This is a genomic window from Streptomyces sp. NPDC006265 (assembly GCF_040613555.1).
Taxonomy (GTDB): Bacteria; Actinomycetota; Actinomycetes; order Streptomycetales; family Streptomycetaceae; genus Streptomyces.
Genome location: NZ_JBEXSH010000358.1, coordinates 1 through 8,494 on the forward strand (window position 1 = coordinate 1; position 8,494 = coordinate 8,494).

Annotated in this window: 8 protein-coding genes and 2 pseudogenes; 7 read left to right on the forward strand and 3 right to left on the reverse strand. The window is 71.8% G+C overall.

Going from position 1 to position 8,494, the window contains the following annotated elements:
* Positions 1-1,440 (reverse strand): D-aminoacylase (locus ABZ281_RS26180; RefSeq protein ID WP_356659241.1); only part of this gene is annotated, 1,440 nt, incomplete at its 3' end.
* Between the two features lie 13 nt (positions 1,441-1,453).
* Positions 1,454-2,734 carry an amino acid deaminase gene (locus ABZ281_RS26185; protein ID WP_356659243.1) on the reverse strand — a complete coding sequence of 427 codons (1,281 nt, stop codon included), beginning with the start codon at positions 2,732-2,734 and terminating at the stop codon, positions 1,454-1,456.
* A gap of 164 nt (positions 2,735-2,898) precedes the next feature.
* Here ABZ281_RS26185 and ABZ281_RS26190 point away from each other — a divergent pair, with 164 nt between their 5' ends.
* The 5 genes and pseudogenes from ABZ281_RS26190 to ABZ281_RS26210 all read left to right on the forward strand — a co-directional run bounded on the left by ABZ281_RS26190 (position 2,899) and on the right by ABZ281_RS26210 (position 7,294).
* Positions 2,899-3,924, forward strand: coding sequence for a sugar kinase (locus ABZ281_RS26190; protein WP_356659245.1), 1,026 nt, complete (start codon positions 2,899-2,901; stop codon positions 3,922-3,924).
* A 5-nt stretch (positions 3,925-3,929) separates the two neighbouring features.
* The gene (locus tag ABZ281_RS26195; RefSeq protein ID WP_184908927.1) at positions 3,930-4,691 is read left to right on the forward strand and encodes an IclR family transcriptional regulator; all 762 of its coding nucleotides are present in this window, start codon (positions 3,930-3,932) and stop codon (positions 4,689-4,691) included.
* Positions 4,688-5,098 carry a RidA family protein gene (locus ABZ281_RS26200; RefSeq protein WP_356659248.1) on the forward strand — a complete coding sequence of 137 codons (411 nt, stop codon included), beginning with the start codon at positions 4,688-4,690 and terminating at the stop codon, positions 5,096-5,098. The genes ABZ281_RS26195 and ABZ281_RS26200 overlap by 4 nt, the downstream gene beginning before the upstream one ends.
* 102 nt (positions 5,099-5,200) lie before the next feature.
* A pseudogene (locus ABZ281_RS26205) lies at positions 5,201-6,680 on the forward strand (gluconate:H+ symporter).
* Between the two features lie 65 nt (positions 6,681-6,745).
* The gene (locus ABZ281_RS26210; protein WP_356659250.1) at positions 6,746-7,294 is read left to right on the forward strand and encodes a hypothetical protein; all 549 of its coding nucleotides are present in this window, start codon (positions 6,746-6,748) and stop codon (positions 7,292-7,294) included.
* Here ABZ281_RS26210 and ABZ281_RS26215 read toward each other — a convergent pair.
* Positions 7,291-7,698, reverse strand: coding sequence for a M14 family zinc carboxypeptidase (locus ABZ281_RS26215; RefSeq protein ID WP_356659252.1), 408 nt, complete (start codon positions 7,696-7,698; stop codon positions 7,291-7,293). The genes ABZ281_RS26210 and ABZ281_RS26215 overlap by 4 nt on opposite strands.
* 7 nt (positions 7,699-7,705) lie before the next feature.
* Here ABZ281_RS26215 and ABZ281_RS26220 point away from each other — a divergent pair.
* Positions 7,706-7,885: pseudogene (locus ABZ281_RS26220) on the forward strand (helix-turn-helix transcriptional regulator); the annotation flags it as partial.
* A gap of 40 nt (positions 7,886-7,925) precedes the next feature.
* Positions 7,926-8,494 (forward strand): MEDS domain-containing protein (locus ABZ281_RS26225; protein WP_356659254.1); only part of this gene is annotated, 569 nt, incomplete at its 3' end.

The window sequence follows — 8,494 nt, forward strand, 5'->3', positions numbered from 1 at the left end:
GGCCCGGTAGCCCTCGCGGACCAGACCCCGGTCGGGCAGCCGGAGCCGCGCGGCCGGGCGCGAGGTGAGGTGCGCGACGCACTCCTCCAGCGACAGCACCTCCAACTCCCTGACGTAGTGACCGAGGTAGTGCGGGAAGGTGCCGTAGGCGCGCGGGTGGGGCTTCGCGCCCTGGAGGATGCCGTCCGAGCCGCCGGTGTGCACCCGGTGGCGCATGATCTCCCGGACGTTCTCCTCGTGGCCCACGTGCTGGAGGATCGTCGGGGCCAGTCGGTCGGCCAGCAGCAGTCCGCGTGCGGTCACCCAGGGCGCCTCGCGCCGCCGGTCCGCCGACTCCTGGATCGTCCGGCCGACGAAATCGGCCAGGGCCGGATCGCCCACGCCCGAGATCTCGATGGTGTCCCACTCCACGGGCACCCCGTGGCAGCCGTCCGAGCCGGTGACCTCCAGATGGTGACGGACGCGTTCCGCCGTCTCCTCGTCCGCCAGCCGCCTGAGGGTCTCCTCCGGGCCACCCTCGCCCGCCCAGCTCGGCAGCACGGCGGCCAGCGTCGTACAGCCCGGGGTGTACGGGTAGGTGTCGAGGCTGATGTCGGACCCGGCCGCCAGCGCCTCGTCCAGCAGGGCCAGCAGCTCCGGGGCCCGGCCCTTGTTCACGCCGAAGTTCATGGTGGCGTGGGCCAGATGGAGGGAGCAGCCCGCCTCCCGGGTCAGCGCGACCATCTCCTCGTACGCCTGGAGGGCCCCGGCGCCGTAGGAGCGGTGGTGCGGGCAGTAGTAGCCGCCGTACGACGCCACCACCCGGCACAGCTCGGTCAGTTCGGCGTCCTGCGCGTACATGCCCGGCGTGTACGTCAGGCCCGAGGACATGCCGACGGCGCCCTGCTCCAGGCCCTCGGCCACCAGCCGGCGCATCCGGTCCAGTTCGTCCGGGGTCGCCGCGCGGTCCTCCCAGCCGACGGCGAGCGCCCGGACCGTGCCCTGCGGGATGAGGTAGGCCGCGTTCACGGCGATCCCGCGGTCCAGCCGGTCCAGGTACTCGCCGACCGTGCGCCAGTCGAAGTCGATGTCGTCACCCGGGCCGTTCCACCCGGCGATCGTCCGCCGCACCTCGCCCAGCGTGCGGTCGTCGACCGGCGCGTACGACAGCCCGTCCTGGCCGATCACCTCCAGGGTGATGCCCTGCGCGGCCTTGGCGCTGTGGTCGGGGTCGCGCACCAGCGCCAGGTCGCTGTGCGCGTGCATGTCGACGAAGCCGGGGGAGAGGACGAGCCCCTCCGCGTCCAGCTCCCGGCGCGCCTTCGGCCGCTGGCAGCCGGCCGCCGCCGCCTCCTTGACGATCGATACGATCCGGCCGTCGTCGACCACTACATCGGCCCGGTACGCGTCCGCGCCGGAGCCGTCGACGACGTCGGCGTCCCGGATGACGAGCTCTTCCATCGCGCCCGGCCTCCTAGAAGAACGTGCGGACGTAGTCGACGACCGTGCCGTCCGCCTCCGCGACGGGGATCAGCTGCCACTTGTCGAACGACGTGCACGGGTGGGACAGCCCGAGCCCGACCCAGTCGCCGACCTCCAGGTCCGCCTCCGGCGTGGTGGCGAGCCAGGCGTGCTGGTCGGACAGGCCCGTCACCGAGACGCCGGTGGCCGGGCGCTCGGCGCCGTCCCGGCGGATCACCTGGGCGAAGGGCAGGTCGAGGTCGTAGGCGGCGTCCCGCTTGCCCGCGTTGACGAAGGCCTGCTCGGCGGAGGGGCGTGAGACCACCTGGGTCCACAGGCGGAAGGCCGGCTCCAGGGCGCCCTCCTCGGGGACCCGGTTGAACGGGGTCAGCTTGCGGTAGTGGCCGTCGTCATGCGAGACGTACGCGCCCGAGCGCAGCAACTTCAGCACGGGAAGGGACAGTTCGGGGATCTCCGCGAACACCGCGGCGACCGCGTCGAACCAGGCGCTGCCGCCCGCGCTGACCACGATCTCGTCCAGCCCGGTGAACCGCCCGGCCTTGTCGAAGTCGGCGGCGAGCGCGACCAGCCGCCGCAGCCATGCCGTCACCCGCTCGGTGTCGGCCTTCGGCACCTCGCCCTCGTAGCCCGCGACGCCGACCAGCCGCAGTGTCCGCGTGCCCGCCACCGCGTCGGCGACCGCCGCGCACTCGGTCTCCGTGCGGACGCCGGTGCGGGCGCCCTCACCGGCGGCGAGCTCGACGACGACGTCAACCGGGCGGGTGGCGCCGGCGTCCCGCAGCGCGGCGTCCATCAGCTCGACGCCGCGCACGGAGTCGACGTAACAGATCAGTTCGAAGTCCGGGTCGGCATCCAGTTCGGCCGCGATCCAGCGCAGGGCGGCCGTGTCGACCAGCTCGTTCGCCAGGAACACGCGTCGGGTCCCGAAGGCCCGCGCCACCCGTACCTGGTGCGGCACGGCCAGCGTGATGCCCCACGCCCCGTGCTCGATCTGCCGCTGGAACAGCTGCGGCGCCATGGAGGTCTTGCCGTGCGGCGCGAAGGCCAGGCCGTGCCGGGCCGCGTACGTCTCCATGAGCTCGAGGTTGTGCTCCAGGCGCTCGGCGGACAGTGCGAGCACGGGTGTGGCGAAGCCGCCGGTGAAGAGGTTGCGGCGCTGGCCGGCCAGTTCGGCGACGGTCAGCCCGTCGGCGTCCGGCGGGAGGCCCTTGAAGCGGTGATCGACGCGCTCGGCGGCGAGCCGGGCGAGGGACTGGGCGGTGTCGGCTGTCATGGAGCCTCCTGATCTGCGGTGTTGCAATCTCTGCAACCTTCATTGCGCATGTCGCTGAACGCTGTCTAACATCTCGGCCACCCCCGGTCAATGAAGCCGCCACCGGCCGCACCGATACCCCGACACCCCGCCGCCCGACGCCTCGACGAGGAGCTACGACCATCGTGACCCCCACCGGACCCGGCAACGCCCCCGACGTCGTGGACGTCGTCGCGCTCGGCGAGTCCATGGTCACGTTCCTGCCGACCCGGCCGGGACGCCTCGCCGACGTGCCGTCCTTCGAGCGGGGCATCGGCGGAGCCGAGTCGAACGTGGCGTGCGTACTGGCCGAGGCCGGGCACTCCGTGCGGTGGGTCAGCAGGGTGGGGGACGACGCGTTCGGCGATCACCTGGTGGAGGCGATCGGCGGGTACGGAGTCGACGTGACCCACGTCCGGCGCGACCCCGGCCGCCCCACCGGCATCTACTTCCGCACCGCCGGGGACCGGGACGGCGACGCCCACGAGGTGGCCTACTACCGGTCCGGTTCCGCGGCGTCCGCGATGAGCGTGACGGACCCCGACCCCGCGGCGGTGCGCGCCGGGCGGATGCTGCACCTCTCCGGGATCACCGCGGCGCTGTCCGGGACCTGCCTCGACCTGATGCGCGACCTGACCGCCCGCCGCCCCGGCCGCCCCCTGGTCTCCTTCGACGTCAACCACCGGCCCGGCCTGTGGGGCGGCACGGGCGCCCCGACGGTGCTGCGCGACCTCGCCCGGGGTGCGGACCTCGTCTTCGTCGGGCAGGACGAGGCGTGGGGGCTGCACAGCGCCGAAGCCGTCCGCGCCGCGCTCCCCGAACCCGAGGTGCTGGTCGTCAAGCAGGGCGCCGCCGGAGCCACCGTCTTCGAGCAGCGGGACGTCACCTTCGTCCCCGCACCCCGGGTCGACGTCGTCGCCGAGGTTGGTGCCGGAGACGCCTTCGCCGCCGGGTTCCTCTCCGCCACCCTGCGCGGACTGCCCGTGCGGGACCGCCTGCGGCACGGGCACCTGACGGCCGCCGCAGCGCTCACCGTGCCCGGTGACCTCGCCACACCGCCCGCGCGGGAGCACGCCGACCGGCTCGTCGCCCTGGGCGACGCGGCATGGGGGAGACTGCGACTCGGCCCGGGCTGGACCGATGAGACACAGCGGGCCGACGAGGAGGTATGAACGTCATGAGCCAGACCGTCGACCGCGCGCTCAGCATCCTGCCGCTGCTCGCCGAGGGCCCCGCCGACCTGGGGCAGGTCGCCGACCGCCTCGATGTGCACAAGTCCACGGCCCTGCGGCTGCTGCGCACCCTCCACGAGCACGGACTGGTCTACCGCCAGTCCGACCAGCGCTACCGCCTGGGCGCCCGGCTCTTCGCCCTCGCCCAGGAGGCGATGGAGAACCTCGACGTCCGCGAGATCGCCCATCCCCATCTGGTCCGCCTCAACGAGAGCTGCGGACACACCGTGCACCTCGCCGTGTACGAGGAGAACGAGGTCCTCTACATCGACAAGGTCGAGAGCCGCTACCCGGTGCGGATGTACTCCCGCATCGGCAAGCCCGTCGCCATCACCGTCGCCGCGGTCGCGAAGCTGCTGCTCGCCGACCTGCCCGAGCACGAGCGGCGGGCGGTCGCGGAAAAGCTCGACTACCCCATGTACACGTCCCGTTCGACACCCAACGCCGGCGCCTTCCTGCGCGAGCTGGAGAAGGTGCGCGAACAGGGCTGGGCCACCGACCTCGGCGGCCACGAGGAGTCCATCAACTGCGTCGCGGCGCCCATCCGCGGCGCCGACGGCCGGGTCGTCGCCGCGATGTCGGTCTCCGCGCCGAACGTCGTCGTCACCGCCGACGAACTCCTCACCCTCCTGCCGTTGGTGCGCCGTACGGCGGACGCCATCAGCGGGGAGTACTCCGGCAGAACACCAGTGAAGGGCACCGTATGACGGACAAGATCGCACTCACCCCGAAGACCCACACCACCCCGCCGGCGAAGTTCTCGCACGGTGTGAAGAAGGGCAACATCCTCCAGGTCGCCGGCCAGGTCGGCTTCCTGCCCGCCGAGGAGGGCAAGGCACCCACGCCCGCCGGGCCGACGCTGCGCGAGCAGACCCTCCAGACCCTGGCCAACGTCAAGGCCATCCTGGAGGAGGGCGGCGCCTCCTGGGACGACGTGATGATGATCCGCGTCTACCTGACGGACGTCGCCCATTTCCCCGAGTTCAACGCGCTCTACGACGCGTACTTCGAGGAGCAGGGCCTGACCCAGCCGCCCGCCGCGCGCACGACCGTCTACGTCGGACTGCCCGCGGGTCTCCTCATCGAGATCGACGCCCTGGCCGTCCTCGGCTGACCCCACCCCCACCTCGCCTCACCGAGGCGCGGCGCCACCGATGCGCCGCGTCGCGCTCCCCCCTACCCCGAAACTGCATGCCTTTACGTAGAGGACCCCCGAATGTCCCTTCCGCTGGCCGCGTCCGCCCCTGCCGAGACCCCACCCCACACGGGAGGACTGCTCCTCCTCGTCGACGACACGGCCGGACTCCTGCTCACCGCCGCGCTCGGCATCGTCCTGCTGCTGTTCCTCATCATCAGGATGAGACTCCAGCCGTTCGTCGCCCTGCTCGCGGTCTCCATAGCCGTCGGCCTCGCCGCCGGCCTGTCGGTCACCGAACTCTTCGGCACGGTCCAGAAGTCGGACGCCGTCTCCACCATCGAATCCGGCATGGGCGGCATCCTCGGCCATGTCGCGATCATCATCGGCCTGGGCACCATGCTCGGCGCGATCCTCGAAGTCAGCGGCGGCGCCGAGGTACTGGCCCGTCGCCTGCTCGGCCTGTTCGGAGAGAAGCGCGCCCCGCTCGCCATGGGCCTGACCGGCCTGATCTTCGGTATCCCGGTCTTCTTCGACGTCGGCATCTTCGTCCTGGCCCCGATCGTCTACGCCGCCGCCAAGCGCTCGGGCAAGTCGATCCTGCTCTACTGCCTGCCGCTGCTCGCGGGCCTGTCCGTGACGCACGCGTTCCTGCCGCCGCACCCGGGCCCGGTCGCCGCGGCCGGTCTCCTCCACGTCGACCTCGGCTGGGTCATCCTCATGGGCATCGTCTGCGGTCTGCCCGCCGTGGTGGCCGCCTGGGGCTACGCGGCGTGGGTCGGCCGCCGCATCTTCGTCCCCGTGCCGCAGGACATGGTCGAGGCTGCGGAGGAAGCGAAGCAGGCCGTCGTCGACGAGCAGCGGGCCGCCGGGGTCGCGCCCAGCGAGCAGCCGGTCTCCCTCGGCACGGTCCTCGGCATCATCGGCACCCCCCCTGGTCCTCATCCTCGCGGCGACCTTCTCCTCGATCGCCCTGGACGCCTCCACCCTCCGCTCGGTGATCGAGTTCTTCGGCAGCCCGTTCGTGGCGCTGACGATCGCCCTGTTCCTCGCGTACTACCTGCTCGGCATCCGCCGCGGCTGGTCCCGCAAGTCCCTGGAGACGGTGTCCACCGCGTCCCTCAAGCCGGTCGGCAACATCCTGCTGGTGGTCGGCGCGGGCGGCGTCTTCGGCGCCGTCCTCAAGGCCAGCGGCGTGGCCCAGGCCCTCTCGGACACGTTCAACGACGTGGGCCTGCCGGTGCTCGTCCTCTCCTACCTGATCTCCGTGGTCCTGCGCGTCGCCCAGGGCTCGGCGACGGTCGCCATCGTCACGACGGCCGGCATCGTCGCCCCGCTGCTCTCCGAGGGCGGCCACTCCCAGGCCTTCGTCGCCCTGGTCATCATGGCCATCTCGGCCGGTTCCATCTTCGCCTCGCACGTCAACGACGGGGGCTTCTGGATGGTCGCCAAGTACTTCGGCATCAGCGAGCGGGACACCCTCAAGACCTGGACGGTGCTGGAGAGTGTGCTGTCCGTGGCGGGGTTCGCGGTGGCGGCGGTATTGAGCCTGTTCGTGTAGGCGTCTGATAACGAAGTCGGGGTCGACTGTGTGCCGCACAGGTTTCTCGACCATACTCCTCCCCTGTGGAGCAGCGCATAGGTTCGAGCAGCCAGCCCCTGGAAGGCGCCGGGTTCGACCCGGCCTTCATCCCCGGGCTCACGTCATCCGCGTCCGAACGGACGGAGGAGGACGGGCCGGAGAAGGAGCCTGAGGTCGCGGACGCCGAGGAGGCCGACGCGGCCGCCGCCGAGGCGGGAGAGGCGGCGGAAGCGGCGAAGGTGCCCCCCTCCGAGCAGGAGGAGGACACCGAGACCGACGGCCCCGTCTTCGAGGCGTCCGACCGCCGCGCCAGAATGGTCGCCGACCACAGAGGCGTACGGCTGTCCTTGGACGACCAGGACTGCGAGTTCCGCTGGGACGAGATCGGCGCGGTGGAGACGGAGACGGCCCGCTTCGGCAAGCGGTACACCGTCACCGTCCACACCCCCGACCGGCGCTGGTACCCGATCGAGATCGAGGCGCCGGCCAGGAGCCACTTCAAGGAGTGGGACGAGCAGCTGGACGCGGTCCTGGACGCCTACTTCGAGACGGAGACAGAGACCCAGGCCGAGGTAGAGGCGGACGCGGACTAACCGCAGTACTGGCTCTCCTTGCCGATCGACCGGTACATACAGTCTGCGTTCTCCAGCAGTTGCAGCACCGCATCGCGGTTGCGGGAGGTCTCCCGCCCGATCACCTCGTCGGGCGGGTAGAACCCCCCGCCCCCGGAGCGCGGATACATCTCGAAGGTGTACGCGAAGATCTTGTGGGTGCCCCAGGGGTAGTCGTCGATCGACCCGTCGGTGATGTACAGGTCGCTGGACTGCTCCGCCGTGTACCCGTTGCTCGCGGCCATCTTCCGCCCGACCGCCTTGAACGCCGCGTTGTCGTCCGCGGTCATCCCGGTCGTCGTGTCGGAGTACGTGGCCCTGGCGTGCGTATATGTACGCAACGGGAGAGGGTGAACCGCCGCTCCGCCCCCGTACGACGACACCACGGTCCGTCTGACCCGGCGCGAGACAGAGGTCGCCCGGCTCGTCGCCGAAGGGCTCGCCAGCCAGCAGATCGCGGACCGCCTGGTGATCGCCCGCCGCACCGCCGAAGGCCATGTGGAACGCATCCTCAGCAAGCTCGGCTTCAGCAACCGCAGCCAGATCGCGGCCTGGATGACCGCACAGCGCTGACCCGCCCGCACTCCCGCCCCCACCCACCCGAGGGGATCACGTGACCACCGGAGAACCCAGCCCGTTCGACCACCGCATGGCCGTCTTCGACTCCGACGACGGCTTCGTGACCGCCGCCCTGCCCTTCCTCGGCGAAGCCCTCGGCGCCTCCGGCGAGCCGCCACCGGTGGCCATCGCCGCCCCGCGCAACCTGGACCTCCTGCGTCGCGCCCTCGGCTCCGGCGCGAAGGACGTCACCTGCATCCCGCACACCGACTGGTACACCGGCTCCGCCGCCAACGCCATCGCCCAGGCCGCCGCCTACCTCACCGCGCACGCCGGCCCCGGCGGCCGGCTCCACCTCGTCATGGAGCCCGTGTGGAGCGGGCGCGCCGGCCGCTCGGCCCGCGAGACCACCGAGTGGATCCGCTACGAGGCCCTCGCCAACCTCCTCTTCGCGCCCATGGCCACGACCGCCCTGTGCGCGTACGACACCCGCACCGCCGGCCCCGCCGTCGTCGCAGCGGCCCGCCGCACCCACCCCGACACGGAGGTCTACGCGGACCCGCTGCGGCTCGCCGCCGAACTCGACGCCGTACCCCTGCCGTTGCCCCCGGCCGGTGCGCTGTC